Origin of the sequence: Lactococcus formosensis (genome assembly GCF_037892375.1) — a bacterium.
GTDB classification, from domain to species: domain Bacteria; phylum Bacillota; class Bacilli; order Lactobacillales; family Streptococcaceae; genus Lactococcus; species Lactococcus formosensis.
In genome coordinates, this window is record NZ_CP141721.1 from 142,918 (window position 1) to 158,169 (window position 15,252).

The 15,252-nt window shown below is 37.9% G+C and carries 15 protein-coding genes; 1 reads left to right on the plus strand and 14 read right to left on the minus strand.

Translation table 11 applies throughout. The features are described from left to right. Together xseA and VNN39_RS00715 are read right to left on the minus strand one after the other, a co-directional pair. Positions 1–1,254: an exodeoxyribonuclease VII large subunit gene (gene xseA / locus VNN39_RS00710; RefSeq protein ID WP_338997686.1), complete on the minus strand. Its 1,254-nt coding sequence runs from the start codon at positions 1,252–1,254 to the stop codon at positions 1–3. Between the two features lie 75 nt (positions 1,255–1,329). Next, on the minus strand, positions 1,330–2,175 hold the full coding sequence (locus VNN39_RS00715; RefSeq protein WP_338997687.1) for a bifunctional methylenetetrahydrofolate dehydrogenase/methenyltetrahydrofolate cyclohydrolase: 846 nt from the start codon (positions 2,173–2,175) through the stop codon (positions 1,330–1,332). Positions 2,176–2,820: 645 nt separating this feature from the next. On the opposite strand from VNN39_RS00715, the gene VNN39_RS00720 reads away from it, so the two are divergent. Then, positions 2,821–3,141, plus strand: a complete 321-nt coding sequence (locus VNN39_RS00720; RefSeq protein ID WP_019291995.1) for a DMT family transporter — start codon at positions 2,821–2,823, stop codon at positions 3,139–3,141. 44 nt (positions 3,142–3,185) lie between these two features. Here VNN39_RS00720 and pnuC read toward each other — a convergent pair whose 3' ends face one another. The 12 genes from pnuC to VNN39_RS00780 all read right to left on the minus strand — a co-directional run bounded on the left by pnuC (position 3,186) and on the right by VNN39_RS00780 (position 15,190). After that, a complete protein-coding gene (gene pnuC, locus VNN39_RS00725) occupies positions 3,186–3,893 on the minus strand; it encodes a nicotinamide riboside transporter PnuC (protein ID WP_096368525.1) in 708 nt (235 codons plus the stop codon). A 112-nt stretch (positions 3,894–4,005) separates the two neighbouring features. Beyond that, positions 4,006–4,437, minus strand: coding sequence for a Spx/MgsR family RNA polymerase-binding regulatory protein (locus VNN39_RS00730; RefSeq protein ID WP_019291994.1), 432 nt, complete (start codon positions 4,435–4,437; stop codon positions 4,006–4,008). Positions 4,438–4,580: 143 nt separating this feature from the next. Further along, positions 4,581–5,693: an alanine racemase gene (alr, locus tag VNN39_RS00735; RefSeq protein ID WP_096368526.1), complete on the minus strand. Its 1,113-nt coding sequence runs from the start codon at positions 5,691–5,693 to the stop codon at positions 4,581–4,583. A 22-nt stretch (positions 5,694–5,715) separates the two neighbouring features. Continuing rightward, positions 5,716–6,078 (minus strand): holo-ACP synthase, encoded by a 363-nt coding sequence (acpS, locus tag VNN39_RS00740; protein WP_338997688.1) that lies wholly within the window; start codon positions 6,076–6,078, stop codon positions 5,716–5,718. A 105-nt stretch (positions 6,079–6,183) separates the two neighbouring features. Beyond that, positions 6,184–8,109, minus strand: a complete 1,926-nt coding sequence (locus VNN39_RS00745) for a glucose PTS transporter subunit IIA (protein ID WP_339007125.1) — start codon at positions 8,107–8,109, stop codon at positions 6,184–6,186. A 23-nt stretch (positions 8,110–8,132) separates the two neighbouring features. Continuing rightward, the gene (murQ, locus tag VNN39_RS00750; RefSeq protein ID WP_213495384.1) at positions 8,133–9,023 is read right to left on the minus strand and encodes an N-acetylmuramic acid 6-phosphate etherase; all 891 of its coding nucleotides are present in this window, start codon (positions 9,021–9,023) and stop codon (positions 8,133–8,135) included. Next, positions 9,020–10,081 (minus strand): DUF871 domain-containing protein, encoded by a 1,062-nt coding sequence (locus VNN39_RS00755; RefSeq protein WP_338997690.1) that lies wholly within the window; start codon positions 10,079–10,081, stop codon positions 9,020–9,022. The genes murQ and VNN39_RS00755 overlap by 4 nt, the downstream gene beginning before the upstream one ends. A gap of 229 nt (positions 10,082–10,310) precedes the next feature. Beyond that, on the minus strand, positions 10,311–11,717 hold the full coding sequence (gene pepV / locus VNN39_RS00760; RefSeq protein WP_017368994.1) for a dipeptidase PepV: 1,407 nt from the start codon (positions 11,715–11,717) through the stop codon (positions 10,311–10,313). A 110-nt stretch (positions 11,718–11,827) separates the two neighbouring features. Then, positions 11,828–12,901: an A/G-specific adenine glycosylase gene (gene mutY / locus VNN39_RS00765; RefSeq protein WP_165713231.1), complete on the minus strand. Its 1,074-nt coding sequence runs from the start codon at positions 12,899–12,901 to the stop codon at positions 11,828–11,830. A 273-nt stretch (positions 12,902–13,174) separates the two neighbouring features. After that, on the minus strand, positions 13,175–14,116 hold the full coding sequence (locus VNN39_RS00770) for a DUF6287 domain-containing protein (protein WP_252175654.1): 942 nt from the start codon (positions 14,114–14,116) through the stop codon (positions 13,175–13,177). A gap of 206 nt (positions 14,117–14,322) precedes the next feature. Then, positions 14,323–14,730, minus strand: coding sequence for a hypothetical protein (locus VNN39_RS00775; protein WP_270264710.1), 408 nt, complete (start codon positions 14,728–14,730; stop codon positions 14,323–14,325). Positions 14,731–14,842: 112 nt separating this feature from the next. Beyond that, positions 14,843–15,190 carry a YxeA family protein gene (locus tag VNN39_RS00780; protein ID WP_096368534.1) on the minus strand — a complete coding sequence of 116 codons (348 nt, stop codon included), beginning with the start codon at positions 15,188–15,190 and terminating at the stop codon, positions 14,843–14,845. Between the last annotated feature and the right edge of the window lie 62 nt (positions 15,191–15,252).

Consider the following 15,252-nt stretch of genomic DNA (forward strand, 5'->3'; position numbering starts at 1 on the left):
TTACTTTATTTCTGCACGAACAGTGCCATCACTCAAATCGATATTTACTGTATCGCCAGCTTGAACATCCTTGACACTCTTTATAATTTTACCATCATTCGCAGTGACCACTGAAAAACCACGCGCCTTGATCTTACTAATATCCATCAACAGAAGGGCCTGTACCAAGTTATCGACTTGATTTTTCTTTTGCTCATAGCTTTTTGCAAAAGTGGGCACTAGTTTTCCTGATATTAGTTCGTAGCGGTGTTTCTCACGGCTCAGCTTGGTTTCAGTTAGATTTTGTAAACGACTCGTGAGGTGATCGATTTTCTGAATATGTCCATCGTAGAGACGTTCCGGCTGACGAAAAACAACCGAATTGGATAACTTTTCCACCCGTTCTCTTTGGACCTTGATGAGATGTGTTACACGATTTCTCATACGAAGTTCTTGGTCATTTGACCACGCCAGCAAATCTAGTTTGGTATTAGGAGTTGCAAGTTCGGCAGCAGCTGTTGGTGTAGCTGCTCTGCGGTCTGCAACAAAATCCGCCAAGGTCGTGTCAGTCTCGTGACCAACCGAAGAAATAACGGGAATACGTGACTCAAAGATAGCCCGAACGACAATCTCTTCGTTAAAACACCATAGGTCTTCGATAGATCCTCCACCACGTCCAACGATAAGGATATCGATATCGGATCGACCATTCACTGCTTCAATATTCGCGGCGATTTCTTCTGCAGCACCAACACCTTGAACTTTTGTCGGATAGAGTAAGATCTGACTCATCGGAAAGCGGCGATTTACGGTAGTAATAATGTCTCGAATAACAGCTCCAGAAGGACTGGTAATTACTGCAATTTTTTTGGAAAAAAGCGGCAACTCTTGCTTCCATTGTGGACTAAATAATCCCTCCGCTGTGAGCTTTTTCTTCAACTGTTCAAACTTAACTGCCAAAGCGCCGATACCATCAGGTACAATATTTTCAATGTTAATAGAATAAGAACCTGAAGGTGCATAGAGACTGATACGTCCTGTTACAAGTACTTTCATTCCATCTTCAAGTTTGAAGTCAAGCTTTTTAAATTGACCAGCCCACATCGTTGCTTGTATGACAGACTTTTCGTCTTTAATTGCAAAATATTGATGATTAGGTCGTTGGCGAAAGTTAGAAATTTCTCCGGTCAAATAAACGCGTTCCAAATATGGATCGCGGTCAAACTTTGCTTTTAAGTATTTTGTTAGAGTTGATACGGTTAAATACTCTGTCATGCCTTTAATCTTTCTAAATCCACTGTTTATCTCCATGTACTGACTTGTAAATAAATCTGGACGAAATTTTCTTTTTTATTTTACAGAAGCTTCTGCAGCACGTACAGTCTGTTCCATCAACATGGTGATTGTCATTGGCCCCACTCCTCCAGGAACTGGCGTGATTAGTCTAGCAATTTCTTTCACCTGTTCAAAGTCAACATCTCCATGAAGTTTGCCATTCTCATCACGGTTCATACCGACATCAATAACTGTTGCCCCTTCTTTTACATCTTCTGCTTTGATAAAGCGGTCTTGGCCAATGGCTACGACTAAAATATCTGCAGAACGTGTAAGCTCAGAAAGATTTTCTGTACGTGAATGTGCAATGGTAACAGTGGCATTAGCCATCATCATCAGTTGAGCCATCGGTTTTCCAACGATATTAGAACGCCCCACAACAACAGCTTTTTTTCCTGCAAGTTCAACATTATAGGCACGGAACATTTCCATGATTCCTGCTGGTGTTGAAGGAACCATTAATGGCGCTCCGCTCCACAATTTACCCATATTTATTGGATGGAAGCCGTCCACATCTTTTTCAGGAGAAATCGCAAGCAAGACTTTTTCTTCTGATATATGTGAAGGCAGTGGCAACTGCACAAGAATTCCGTGCCAAGAAGAATCCTCGTTAAAGCTTTCAATAAGCTCTAACAGCTCTGCTTCAGACGTTGTTTCAGGAAGACGAATCACTTCTGACTTAAAACCTAGCTTTGCAGCTACACGTTCTTTATTTCGAACATAAACTTGACTGGCGGGATTTTCTCCAATCAAAATGACAGCGAGTCCTGGCTGAATGCCTTGTTCTTTCAGTTTGATAACTCGATTTTTGAGTTCTTCTTGCATCTTTTCAGCAAGGGCTTTTCCATCAATAATTTTCATACTATTTATTATATCAGACTCCACAAATATGTGCCAACAGGTGTTTCTTGATTCGAAAAAATTTTTCTGTAATGTTCGTTTTCAGCTGATAGACCAAAGTAGGCTCTGTATTTTACCTCAATATGCTCAACAACTTCTCTAATATCCCACTGGATACATCGTCAATAAGTGTAACAAGCAAGACAATGACCGTATAGCTGAGTTAAATCAGAAAAGCTTCATTTTATTTTTCCATTACTTCAGTTTTTCGAAATAATAATCAAATTGTCAGCCAAACTCATAATTTAGTGATAGAATAAAGGTATAAATCAACCCGGAGTCCGAAGTAACTTACCTTGGACTCCTTTTTTATTTAAATTTATCTGTTTTTCTTCTATCCCTTTTTGTATTTCAATTAAGCTCTCATCTCAATCTTCTCTTAATATCTCGTAACTCTAGAACTTGACCTCAGAGGCTAAATGTGAAATAATGATAATATAATAAAGAAGGACTAAAGTATCACTCGCCGGAGCGATATTTATCAGAGTCATGCCAACTAACCTTAGGCCTTGTGGTTAGTTGACATGACTCTTTTTGTTTATCACTTGCTAGCCCTTTTCTGGTCCTTTCAAGCTAGCTCAATAATCTTTTTGAAAGAGGTGTAATATGTCGTGGATCTTTTTATTTCTCGCTGGAATCTTTGAAGTTGTTTGGGCTTCAACAATGAAATTAAGTCAAGGTTTTTCTATCATCAAGTATGATATTTTAACGATTATCGGAATGCTTGTCAGTTTTGGATTTTTGACTTTAGCTATGAAGAAGCTTCCCTTAGGAATTGCTTATCCCATATGGACAGGAATTGGTGCGGTTGGGGCTATCTTAGTTGGTGCCCTTATCTTCAAAGATAAAGTTCCTTCACTGACTTGGGTCTTTGTTCTTATGCTTGTTGTTGGACTAATCGGGATAAAAGTTACAAGTGGTCATTGATTTGTCTCGCTTTTCTAGAGGAAAACAAAAAACCTAGCTTTAAACTAGGCTTTTTTGTTTGCTCTTTTCCATACTGAAAAATATTTCCCATATAGGGCTGTAGCCAAGTAGAAGATGATGGTGAGAAGCATTGGTAATGCACTGGCAGAGTAGCCTTGTGCAAATGCTGTAGCCCATAATACAATGGTCACGATATTAGAAAGTAACCATAAAGAATAACTGTCGCCATATCCTTTGAAAACCAGTAATGAAGCTGTTGCACCAATGATAAGTGTGATAGAATCCCATAAAGGGTTCGTATCTCCCAGATGTGCGTAAATTTGCATCATTGGCCACCAAGCAATTAGCATTAAAGCTATTGCAATAAACCAACCTTTGACCGTCATAAACTTCACGCCGTTTTCAATACGATGTCCCCAGGTTTTCCAAGTCAGGATTAAAGGAATATCAATAAAGGCGATAAAGACGATTTGATCTAAAACAGAAGCATAGTGTCCTGCAGTCCAATTTATATAAATAAAGCCAAAAGCACTAATCAATCCAAGTAAACCATTAATCGGCCGTCCAATCATCATATAGACCGTACAAGCCGAGCCTACAAGAGTCGCAAAAAGTGTAATCACAGACAATAAAGTTATTGGCGCCGTAAGAAAAAAAGCAAGCTGTACGCCTATGATAAAAGCCAGCATTACGCTGCCAGCTGTATTGATAGATTTGAGTTCATGTTTCAACCAAATAATATAGTTTTTCATTGTTCCCTCTTTTTAATTTGATTATTAAATTATAACACGGACGGGAATGAAAAAAGAATTTTTTTTTTACGAAATATACAAAAAAATGAAACAATTTCTGTTCCATTTTTCTCTATGCTTGTTCTTCTAGTGCTCGTTCTATGTCTAACTGACGAATATTATGGGACGCCTCAAGCATTTCGACACGACGTACTGAACGTGGTAAAAACTTCCTAATGTCATCTTCATTGTAGCCCACTTGTAATCTTTTATCATCAAGGATCAAAGGTCGACGCAATAATGTACGATTTTCCTCGATTATCTTAACCAGCTCATGAAGGGAAAGGCGCTCAAAATCCAAAGATAAACGTTTGTAAGCACGACTTCTTGTGGAAATAATTTCCTCTGTTCCATTTTCAGTTAAAGAGAAAATCTTAAGAAAGTCTTCGGGATCTATTTTGTCAGTTATCAAGTTGATTTCTTCGAATTCTAGTTCGTGATTCGTTAGCCATTCTTTGGCTTTTTTGCAAGAACTGCAAGCCATGACAGTATATACTTTAATCATATCCCTTCCCTCACTTTTCTTAATTTTATCTCATATGTATTTAATATAATTATATCATTTTTAAAGTCATTGTCAAATTACTCAACTTAGGACTTCTTTTTAAATGAAAATGTAATGAAAAAAAAGCCGCACAAAAGCAGCTTTTATTCTTCATAGACACGGTAAATTCTATCTGATAAAAGACAGATAACTTCATAGCCAATCGTATGACGCCAGTTTGCGATATCTTGAACAGTAATCTCTTTATCGCCATTTTTACCAATCAGTGTGACCTGTGTACCCATCTCATAGTTTTTCGGCAAACGTATCGTCATCTGGTCCATCGAAATCCGACCAATAATTTCACAGTATTGCCCATCCACAATGACCTTAAAGCCTTGCATATCTCGTGTCCAACCATCGGCATAGCCAATAGACACAGTCCCTACATAAGTATCTTCTTCTGCACGGAAAGTTGCCCCATAACCCACAGTGTCTCCCTTGTGGATCTTTTTAACATGCGTCAACTCAGAATGTAAGCTTAAAGCAGGTTCCAACTCATAAGGGAGAGCAAGTTCATCACCACTTGGGTTTAAACCATACATCGCGAGACCAATACGTTCAATATCTTGCACTTCTTGATTTTGCCACAAGCCAGCCGCTGAATTTGTCGAATGCACATATTTTGGACGACGACTCAATTGACTGACTAAAGCATCAAATTTTGCCTTTTGTTCTTTAAACTGTGTTGTATCTTCTTCATCAGCAGTAGCATAATGTGTAAAGATTCCTCGCACGCTAATATTATATTGATCCGCTAGGTCAATAATTTGGTTGGCCTCCTCAGCTGTTGTCACACCAATCCGTCCCATACCTGTATCGACAGCGATATGGATACGCAAACGTGAAAAGTGTTTATTTTTATTTGAATCAATGACTTGTTGGAGCCACTTTAAACTTGGTGCTGTTAAGGTAATATGCTGACTGGCTGCAATTTCTGCATGGTCAGGTACAATACCAGACAGTACAAGTATTGGTTTAATAATCAACTGTTGACGCAACTCGATGGCTTCATCAAAGTTGGACACACAAAAACCATCCACAAGACCATCAATATGCTGTGCAACAGCAACTGCTCCGTGACCGTAAGCATTAGCTTTTACAACAGCCCAAAGTTCTGGCTTGTCACCGATATGTTCGCGCATTTTCTTGACATTATTTTCAATTGCGGATAATTTAATAATCGCTGGTGTGTGGCGATGTGGTGCTGCTTTCATAATATTTACCTTCTTTTTATACTCAATCTTTACTCTCAAGCACAACCATAGCAACTGCTTCTAGATTACTATGTGAAATACTCAAATGTGCTTGGCCAGAAAAGGGATGTTCTAGAAAATATGGTTTTCCTTTTTCATTTTTAGAAATTTCTATATGATGAAAGGAAAGCTGGCTGTCAAAACCTGTTCCTAAGGCTTTTGAAAAGGCTTCTTTTGCCGCCCAACGTCCCGCTAAAAATTCAGCTTGACGTTTTTTTGAAGTAAAACTTGAAAAATGAGCAAACTCATTTATTGTCAAAACGCGCTGTGCAAATTTATCATTGCGTTCCAATGCCTGGACAATGCGCGATATCTCGACATTATCTGTTCCTATACCGTAGATCATTTTTCTATTATACCAAATTTTCAGATACTTTATTTAAAATCATTCTTCGGATCCTAAGATTAAAAAGCTTAAAAATAGGCTGGGCTTACACCCAACCTATTTTTTTTATTCTGCAATGATAACTTGCTCGCCAGGAGCTACTTCTTCAGGAGCTTCAACATAGATATGTTTAAATTCATCAGAATTCGTAATAACAACTAAAGTTACTGGTGACAAGTGAGCGTTCTCAATCATCTTCAAGTCTGCTTCTAAGAGCAAATCGCCCTTAGTAACCTTGCTGCCATCTGTTACTTTAGCAGTGAAGGGTTTACCCTCTAAAGACACAGTATCTAAGCCCACATGAATCAGTACTTCTACGCCAGAGTCACTAAGCAAACCAATCGCATGTTTGGTAGGGAAAACCGTCGTCACTGTACCATCAAATGGTGCAAAAACTTTTCCATCACGAGGTTGGATACCAAAACCTTGCCCAAGCATACCTTTAGAAAAAACTTCATCTTCTACTTTCGCTAAAGGAATAATTTTCCCTGACATTGGTAAAGCAACTGTTTTTTCAAGATTTACAACAGCAGGTTGCGGTACTGTTGCTGCGTCTACATAGTTATCTGCTTTATCTTTTTCAGATTGAGGAATACCAAAGAAGTATGTTGCGATAAAGCCACCAACGTAACCACCAATTAAGCCAAAGACGTAAATCAACCAACGGTTATCCGCAATCAATGGTATTAAAGCAATCCCACTTGGGCCAATAGCAATAGCACCAACATGTCCTAGAGATCCGATAATGGCACCACCAATACCTCCACCAATACAAGCTGTAATAAATGGACGTCCCATCGGAAGAGTCACACCATAAATAAGAGGTTCACCAATGCCTAAGAAACCTACAGGTAAAGCACCTTTGACAATTTCGGCGAACTCTTTATTTTTGCGTAAACGTACCCAGAGTGCTAAAGCTGCACCGACTTGACCAGCACCAGCCATGGCAAGGATTGGTAGCAAAGTTGTTGACCCAGTCTTATCAATCATTTCAATATGAATCGGTGTAAGAATTTGATGCAAGCCAAACATAACCATTGGGAGGAAGAGGGCCCCTAAGAGGAAGCCAGCAAATCCACCACCAACATTAAGTACAGCGTTAATCCCGCCTACTAAAGATGTCGAAATTGTTCCCGCAACAGGCATGATGAAGAAAATCGTTAAAAGTCCGATAGCAAGGAGAGAAAGTGTGGGCGTCACGATAATGTCAATCGAATCTGGAATAACTTTACGTAAATTCTTTTCGACAAGAGACAAAAGCCATACAGCAAAGATAACGCCAATGATTCCCCCTTGTTGTGCGGTTAATGGCTGCCCCGTAAAGATATTGTTAATTGGTGCTTCTGGAGTAATCCCAGTCAACATAGTCACAGCACCAATAACACCACCAAGTGAAGGCGTAGCCCCAAATTCAGTTGCTGCATTAATCCCTACATAGATTACCAAGTAGGCGAAAATACCTTTTTGAATCACACCTAGGACAGCAACAATCTGTGCAAAAGTCGCACCATCAATCGTACCTGCAGTTATCAGATTTGCAAGGATAGAGGCAATACCACCAATAAGTCCAGCACCTACAAAGGCAGGAATCAATGGTGTAAAAATACGAGAAATCGAGTTCAGTATTTCTTTTATTTTTGAAGGCTTATTATATTTTTCTTTGGCTTCCTTTTTTGTTTGAGCTGCACGTTCTTCAAGGCTAAGACCTGCTGTATTAGGAAACTGTTCGCCTAGTTTAACTCCTACTGTATCAACCATTTTTTGGGCTACCTTGTTTACTGTACCCGGACCAACGATAACTTGGAGTGTTTCACCCTCAACAACCCCCATAACACCATCAATAGCTTTGAGGTCTTCAAGGTCTACTTTTGTTTCGTCAATCATTGAAAGTCGAACGCGCGTCATACAATGAACTAAACTTTGAACGTTTTCTGGTCCGCCAATTTCTTCGTAAATTTGCCGTGCAATACGTGTTACTTTATCTTCTGCCATCTTCATCTCCTAATTTTTATTTATTAGCTCAATGTGTGTTTAATAAATCCTTTTGCCTGTGCGAGTTTTTCTTGTGCCTCATCTTTTTCACTGTTGGTTAAAATCATAACAATCGCTAACTTGACATCTTCTTCTGCTTGGATAAATGTCTTTTCCGCTGTCTGATAGTCACACTCTGTAGCTTGCATAATGATACGTTTACTGCGCTCCACTAATTTCTCATTTGTCGGACGCACATCAACCATTAAGTTGTTGTATACTTTTCCAATACCAATCATCGATATTGTCGAAATCATATTCAATATTAATTTTTGTGCCGTACCTGATTTGAGGCGAGTTGATCCTGTCAAAAATTCGGCGCCACAGTCCACTTCAATTGGGAATTCAGCATGCTGGCTAATCTCGGCATTCATATTACATGCGAGAGAACCTGTGTGTGCACCAATGCTCTTCGCATAATCAAGGGCACCAATCACGTAAGGGGTACGTCCACTTGCAGCAATCCCAATCACCATGTCATTTTTTGTTAAACGAAGATCAATCAAGTCTTGTTTGCCAAGCTCAAGGTCATCTTCTGCGCCTTCCACAGCAAGAGTCATCGCTTTTTCACCTCCAGCGATGAGTCCGACAACCATGCTTGCTTCAACACCAAAAGTTGGTACACACTCTGCTGCATCAAGTACACCTAAACGTCCACTTGTTCCTGCACCCAGATAAATGAGTCGACCGCCTTGATTAAAACTTTCAATCGTTTTTTCAATAACAGGTTCAATCATTGGCAGTGCTTTTTCCACAGCTTCTGCAACTTTTTTATCTTCCTTATTCATCTTTTCTAGAGCAGTTGAGATGGACATTTCGTCCAATCCAAAAGTTTCTTCATTGCGTCGTTCTGTTGTCAATTTTTCTAAATTCATTTTCTTTCCTTTTCTTTTAATTCAAACTTTTGCTTCGAATAAATTACATCGAGTAAATCTCTATCTTTTTCGATAACATATGCTACAACGTTAATATTAGGATGAGCTGGGAGTGCTTTTTTGCATACTTGTATTTCGCCCATATAGCGTCCATACAGCTCATTATCAAGCGTTACCGCCCCTTTGTTGCGCTCTTCTGCATGTTCTTTTTGGATTTGTTCAACCTTCTTAAAGCGGGCATTTGCACTTCTAATCAAGTCAGGAGACTGATCATTCCTATTGTCATGCTCTCCCAGGACCGAATCATAATAAGCTGAATTATTATTTTCTACATGTAGAACTATTTTATCCCACTGCATATAATTTTCAAACTGCTCAATCGTCGTTGCTGCTAAATCACCATCTCCAATATAAACTTCATCCGTCTCATACTTAAATAAATCAAGAGCAGCTGCCAGAGGATGCATATCTCGATGCTTTTCAAGAGTGGGAAGTCCGAGTCTTAAGGGTAAGCGCTTCTTAGCATCACCAGCAACAAAAGCTACTCTTTTAAAACCATATGTCTCTAACCATTGATTTTGCTCGAGGAAATAAGGCGTAGCCAAGCCAGTTTCAGGACGAGGATAGTAGTTGTGCCAAGCTTCTAAATTAGAGAAGTTAGCTCCTAATCTTCTTAGTTCCTCTACCTCATCTTCTACCAACGTGCTAGCATTTAAACTAATCTTCATTTTATGGCTGGCTTTGGAAATTTGTTCATTGTCAATATGATAATCCATCCGTAAACCCGTAACACCATGTTGAGTAAGTTCTTCTAAATGCTCAAATGAGTAACCTGCACGCTCCAGGGCTTCACCTGAAATATCTACCATCAATTCCAGTTGGTTTGCTTTAGCACAAGCCCCTAATTTTTCTAAGCGCATTTTATACGCTTGAGCATCATCTTCAGGAATATGCATCGAAGTAAATATTCCCTTGAATCCTGCTTGTTTCATTCTTTTTATATAATGAATATCTTCTGTTGAAAGATCTTCATTCATAAAAATGGAAAAGCCAAACATAAACACCTCTCTATCTCTGAAACTTTATTTCTTTTGTTAACGCATTCATTTTAACATAACTAAAATTTTATTTCAAGTGTTTACTCAATTTTTTTGGCAAATAAAAAGATAAATCCTGTAACATCACGTTTTAGTTGCCTTTGTCTTTTTCTCGTTCAAAAGAAATGAAATGAAATTTCATTTAAAAAAACAAAAAAACCCCAATAATGGGGATTTTTTTCGTCTTATTTTATTTGGCCAATTCGTAAATTGCTTCAGCATAGATAACTGCTGATTTGAAGAGTGCATCCAATGGTTTGTATTCATTTGCTTGGTGCATTGTATCTTCTTCACCTTCAAACATTGCGCCATAAGCAACACCACGTTTAAGGAGACGACCAAATGTACCACCGCCGATTACTGTTTCGTAACCTTTAAGACCAGTGTGTTTTTCGTAAACGCTGATCAATGTAGAAACGAGTTCATCTTCCATTGGTACGTAGTGAGGTTCCATCACGTGATCGTTCATAGTCACTTCTTTTACGCCTTCAAGAGCTTCAAGAACTGCTTTGATTTTATGTTGGTCAGTACCTTGTGGGAAACGGAAGTTCAATGCAATTGTACCTTCACCGTTTTCGTCAAAGTTCCAAACACCAGCGTTCATTGAAGTTGCACCCATAAGGTCATCATTGTAGGCTGTGCCTAATTTTTCACCTTCGTGGTCGTCAATCAATGTTTCCGCAGCAAGTTTGATGTAGGCAGCTGCACCAGCTTCAAAGTCAAATTGGTTAAGGAATTTAGCAAGGTAAGTTGCACCGTTAATACCTTTAAATGGCATTGCTCCGTGTGCAGATTTACCATAAACTGTTACTGTTGCTTTACCGTCAGATTCTTCAAGGTCAAAGCGTAAGTTTTTGTCTGCATTTTCAGCAACAAATGCTTCCAATTTTGCTTGGAGGTCTGTCGCACCTGAAATTACTGCAGTTGCAGATTCAGGAACCATGTTTTCAGCCAAACCAGCTTTGAAAGAGTGGAGTACTACAGCACCAGCATTTTTTCCGTCAAAGTGAAGGTATTCTGTAACATTACCTTTTTCACCATTGATGATTGGGAACTCAGCATCTGGTGAGAATCCGAAATCTGGCAATGGCAATTCACAGTGTTCAAAGTAGTAATCCATATCTTTCCAACCTGTTTCTTCGTTTGTACCAACGATGAAGCGGATTTTTTTAGATAATGGAACACCAAGATCTTTCAAAATTTTCAAACCATAGTAACAAGCCATAGTTGGGCCTTTATCGTCTGAAGCACCACGCGCATAAAGGTTACCGTTACGGATTTCAGGTTCAAATGGGTTTGAATCCCAACCAGAACCAGCAGGAACAACGTCCAAGTGACCGAAGATACCTAAAACTTCGTCGCCTTCTCCATATTCGAAGTGACCAACGTAGTTATCATAGTTTTTAGTTTGGTAGCCATCACGCTCAGCCAATTCCAAGAATTTGTCAAGGGCTTTACGAGGTCCAGGGCCAAATGGGTTTTCTTTGTCCGCATTGTCCATGTCCATTGCTGAATCGATACGAAGAAGTTCAAACAAATCTTCGAGCATTGCGTCTTTGCGCTTTTCTACTTCTGCAGTAAAATCAATAGTTGTCATGATTGCCTCCATTATTTTGACTTCTTGATAATATATTCACAAAAAGTCGGTTTTCTAAACTCCTATAATTATACCAAAAAAGTAAAACGTTTGCATTTATAAAGTGAAAACTAGTCATTGAAAAACTTAAACATTTTGACTTGTGGCGTAGGTAGAGCGACTTTTGAAAGATCCGTCAATTTTACCCAAAGTTGATTTTCATTCAGTTTTTCTTCTTGAACAATAAAGTTTTCCTCAGGGATACATTCAATAATTTGAACAAACCACTTCAAGTGAGAAAAAACATGTGTGATTTCTCCAACTTTTGTCATGCGTGAGATGCTGTCTGGCACATTTGTTGGTGGCACTAAGGCTTCATTATTGAATTCTTCTTTAGATATCTCCTGCATAGGGAAAGTCCACATATTAGCAAGTAAACCTGTGCTAGGACGTCTTTGCAGATAGTATTCGCCTTGCGAATTTTTTAATGCATAAGCATTGTAGTAAATGTGTTGCTGCTTAATCTTTTTACTTTTGACAGGATACTTCAGTTGCGTACCTTTAGGTCTGGATTGGCAATACGCAGCTAAGGGGCAAATCTCACACTTGGCAATTTTAGGCGTACAAACCATGGAACCTATGTCCATGAGTGCTTGGTTAAAATCTCCTGGATTTTCTTCCGAGATTAGCTCTCTCAGCTTTTCATCAAATATTTTCCGCGAAGCAGCCTTCGAAATATCTGATTCAATCTCAAATAATCGACTCGTCACGCGCATCAAATTACCATCAATTGCCGGTTCAGGTAAGCCAAAAGAAATCGAAGCAATAGCCGCTGCTGTGTAAGGACCAATCCCCTGCAAACTTTGAATGTCTTTTAGTTGGTTAGGAAATCGCCCATCAAATTCTGTCATTACTTGCTGTGCGGCAATTTTTAAATTACGAGCGCGCGAGTAATAACCTAAACCTTCCCAAAGCTTCAGAAGCTCATCGTCATCTGCTGCTGCCAAATCCTCAATCTGAGGGTACTTTTCCATAAAGCGTAGATAGTAGGGCATCACTGTTTCAACCTGTGTTTGTTGAGACATAATTTCAGAAATCCAAACAGAATAAGCCTCAGTATTTTTACGCCATGGCAAAGGCTTTTTATGGATGTTGTACCAACCTAATAAATCCTGCTGGAACTTTTCTATTTCGGTTTTATTCATAAGCTCTATTATTAAATTTATATAAAACAAAGTCAAATAGTAAGCTCTTAAAAGGCAGTTTAATCAGATCTTGTAAAAATTAAATTAAAATTAACCGAAATAAAATACGATCACATGGCAGTCAAAAATAAATCTTTGTCAGGCGAATCGCTTTGATTTTTTGAGATCTTTTCTATACAAAAATATCCCCGCCGAAGCGGAGACCTGACTCTAAGATATACCCTTGTTATAATTTCTTTGTATTTTTCCAATTATGATTGTATAATCTGAGCTTTAATCCCTATAAAGGTACATGTCTGCAGGGAAGTTTGCACTATTTTGAGTTATAACCAACCTTGATTTTGAAGTATCCGACTGATCACCAAATTTATTTTGTTCACCAATTTTGAACATTCCTATTGCTGCTCCTCCAACAGCACCTTTGCTATTAGCACGCATAGACAAGTATGGCTCATAGTTTGGATCGATTTTAGGGATATCTACTACATAAGGGTTCCCATTTAAAGTAGCACTTTTATCAGAATTAATGACTAACACATCACCTCTACCATTCTTCCACGTGCCAACTAACGTAGAAAAATCACCAGCTAAAATAGCCTCTTTGTTTAAATCTTGCGCAGGAGCTTGGTCCGGGAAAGTATCTACTTGATATTTTTCTTTAATTAGCTCATTTAATTGTTCTACAGATATGATCTTCGAGGCTAATTCATTTGTCGCTTGCTGCGCTTGATCATTATTATAAAATTCATTAAAAAGTTCTTCTTTAGTAAACTGCTTCTGCTGAACCATACCATTTCCAGCTTCAATAGTTATCACATTATTTTGAGTAGAAATTCGATAGGGATCATTGCTAGCTACTGTAGGAATAAGTATTGATCCTTTATCTATAGTTCCATTCATTGCCCATTCATGAGATAAATTTTGCTGCTCTATCTCCTCTTTTGTCAAAGAAGAGAAGTTGAATTCTTTACTCGCTTTTTGAATTAAAATAGATATTTTCTGATTTAATGTCAGAACATCCCAACTTTGAGAAAATGAACTAGACTCCCGAGTTACTGCACTCGAAGCTGTCATATCTTTTTCTTTTGTGGATGCTTTACTTTTTTCCTCAGTTTTTGGTTCGGTCTTTTTCTCACCACCTTGCTTGTTAGACGAACAAGATGCAAGTGAAAAAGAGGCTAAAGCCAGTATAGATAATAGTGTTATTTTCTTCATAAACCCCTCCGTTTTTATTTTATTACAAAATCAAATAAATTGGAACTCCCACTTGTTCTTATCATAAGAGTGTCCCTTTCATATTCGCTTTCAACAATAAAAAAAACACCCCAGAAAATGCTGGAGATGCTTAAAGGTATAACTTATTATACACCATCAATACAAAAATGTCAACGCTTTCAAACTAATTATTCAAATACTTTTATTTAGTCCAAATACCACTTAAGAGATTTGGGAAGTTTGTATTTTAGAGATACTAAAGTAAAAATCACTATATAGATAATAATAAATATAAGATAATTCTTCAATTTTTTCTCTAAATTCAAGCTTCCCAGTAAAACTGTTATTACACATGTCCCTAGATATAATAATCCCTTAAACCATTTTCTTTTCTTATCATTTGCTAAACACCTCTCTATCAAATAATTAATTGGTGCAACAATCAATGCAACATGATAAAACATAAATGGAATGACCAATTCATTGTTATTCGTTGGTAGAGTAACCATTACAGAAGATAGGCAAACTACAAAATAATCTAAAATAAAAATAAAAATTATCAGAGCGCTATACGAATAAATAAACATTGGCCAAGTCAGAATTTTCTTCTTCATTTCCCTCTCCTAAACAGACTAATTATAACAAAAAATCCCCCTAAAAATTATGGCTAGGGGACTTTTTTATTTTTCTTAGTTATCAAAAATCTGCTCGAGACAGGCTCACTTATTAAATATTGTCTAATGCTTTTTTAGGAACATCTTTTCTTTGAACTTCTTCCCATTTGATTACACCATTTTTGTTATTATAAGTGACTTTCAAATAAGCTTCATGTTTGAGATTATGAATTGAAGTAAATTCCAGATCTTTTTCTTTACCAGAATCTGCATAGCCTTTCTGTTTGTAGTTAAACCCTTGCCAAGTTCCACCATCAGTAGTTTTACTCGAAATTTTATCTCCATCTGTGTGTATCTGTACATAATATTCTTGACCACCATATTCGGAATTATACCAAGCATAGCCACCACCAATAATCAGCAATGCTCCAGCAATAAGTCCCACCAATAATTTTTTCATTTTTTTATACCTCTATTTTTATTTTCAAGACTATTTTACTCTTAATTTGAAGTATAATTCTT

Excerpts from the sequence above, each read along its gene's own strand:
- xseA (WP_338997686.1), bottom strand. The coding sequence starts at position 1,254 with ATGACAGAGTATTTAACCGTATCAACTCTAACAAAATACTTAAAAGCA.
- VNN39_RS00715 (WP_338997687.1), bottom strand. The coding sequence starts at position 2,175 with ATGAAAATTATTGATGGAAAAGCCCTTGCTGAAAAGATGCAAGAAGAA.
- VNN39_RS00720 (WP_019291995.1), top strand. The coding sequence starts at position 2,821 with ATGTCGTGGATCTTTTTATTTCTCGCTGGAATCTTTGAAGTTGTTTGG.
- pnuC (WP_096368525.1), bottom strand. The coding sequence starts at position 3,893 with ATGAAAAACTATATTATTTGGTTGAAACATGAACTCAAATCTATCAAT.
- VNN39_RS00730 (WP_019291994.1), bottom strand. The coding sequence starts at position 4,437 with ATGATTAAAGTATATACTGTCATGGCTTGCAGTTCTTGCAAAAAAGCC.
- alr (WP_096368526.1), bottom strand. The coding sequence starts at position 5,693 with ATGAAAGCAGCACCACATCGCCACACACCAGCGATTATTAAATTATCC.
- acpS (WP_338997688.1), bottom strand. The coding sequence starts at position 6,078 with ATGATCTACGGTATAGGAACAGATAATGTCGAGATATCGCGCATTGTC.
- VNN39_RS00745 (WP_339007125.1), bottom strand. The coding sequence starts at position 8,109 with ATGGCAGAAGATAAAGTAACACGTATTGCACGGCAAATTTACGAAGAA.
- murQ (WP_213495384.1), bottom strand. The coding sequence starts at position 9,023 with ATGAATTTAGAAAAATTGACAACAGAACGACGCAATGAAGAAACTTTT.
- VNN39_RS00755 (WP_338997690.1), bottom strand. The coding sequence starts at position 10,081 with ATGTTTGGCTTTTCCATTTTTATGAATGAAGATCTTTCAACAGAAGAT.
- pepV (WP_017368994.1), bottom strand. The coding sequence starts at position 11,717 with ATGACAACTATTGATTTTACTGCAGAAGTAGAAAAGCGCAAAGACGCA.
- mutY (WP_165713231.1), bottom strand. The coding sequence starts at position 12,901 with ATGAATAAAACCGAAATAGAAAAGTTCCAGCAGGATTTATTAGGTTGG.
- VNN39_RS00770 (WP_252175654.1), bottom strand. The coding sequence starts at position 14,116 with ATGAAGAAAATAACACTATTATCTATACTGGCTTTAGCCTCTTTTTCA.
- VNN39_RS00775 (WP_270264710.1), bottom strand. The coding sequence starts at position 14,730 with ATGAAGAAGAAAATTCTGACTTGGCCAATGTTTATTTATTCGTATAGC.
- VNN39_RS00780 (WP_096368534.1), bottom strand. The coding sequence starts at position 15,190 with ATGAAAAAATTATTGGTGGGACTTATTGCTGGAGCATTGCTGATTATT.